This is a genomic window from Pararcticibacter amylolyticus (genome assembly GCF_003130405.1).
Taxonomy (GTDB): Bacteria; Bacteroidota; Bacteroidia; order Sphingobacteriales; family Sphingobacteriaceae; genus Arcticibacter; species Arcticibacter amylolyticus.
Map to the genome: position 1 here is coordinate 201 of NZ_QEAS01000080.1, position 704 is coordinate 904.

1 pseudogene is annotated in these 704 nt (G+C 56.0%); it reads left to right on the forward strand.

The features are described from left to right. Positions 1 to 36 precede the first annotated feature (36 nt). Positions 37 to 704, forward strand: a pseudogene (locus tag DDR33_RS25135) (hypothetical protein); the annotation flags it as partial.

A 704-nucleotide genomic window follows, 5' to 3' on the forward strand; every position in this document is an offset into this window, starting at 1 on the left:
CCCCTAACGGCTGTTCGCTGTCTGCGACAGCGAATTATGGCAACTATTGATTCCCAGGGCAGACTTCACGGCAAGGCCGGATCTGTCGTTTACCGCGTTTTCAGGGGCACACAGGTGGCCCAGGGGCCTACCCGGCCCTTCAGGCAGACACATGCCAGTAAGGAGAGTGCCTGCGAGTTCGGGCTGGCCAGCACGTCGGCCAAAGCGATCCGCCAGGCTTTTTCGCCTGTTCATCAAAACCGCCATGATAAAGGGGTGGTCAACCGCTTCAACTCCGTGGTTTACCGCGCTATCCGGGCTTCTTCTAAAGAGAGGGGCGGGCGGGATATTCATGATGCCCGGCTGGACTTGCTGGAAGGGTTCGAGTTTAATGTGAGGAGTCCTTTTTTCAGGGCTTTGCTGGTGAAGCCGGAGGTGGGCCTGAATGAAAAGAGGCAGGTCAGGGTGAGGATCCCTGAGATCGATGTGAAGCAGGACATCCGGGCGGGAGCTTTTGCTCAAAACCGGGAGGGAGGGCGCTACCAGATCAAGTTTGTGCTGACCGGCTTTAATTTCCGGGAGGAGTTCTATGAGTTTATCGGGGTAAAGGAGGTGCTGATTGCTAAACCGGGAGCTCAAAGGGTGCCGGCTCAGGAACTGGTTTTTGAGGGGGAGGTGCCTAAAGGGTGTTTTCTGCTGCTGGCGGCGTCTTTTTCTTATCAAAT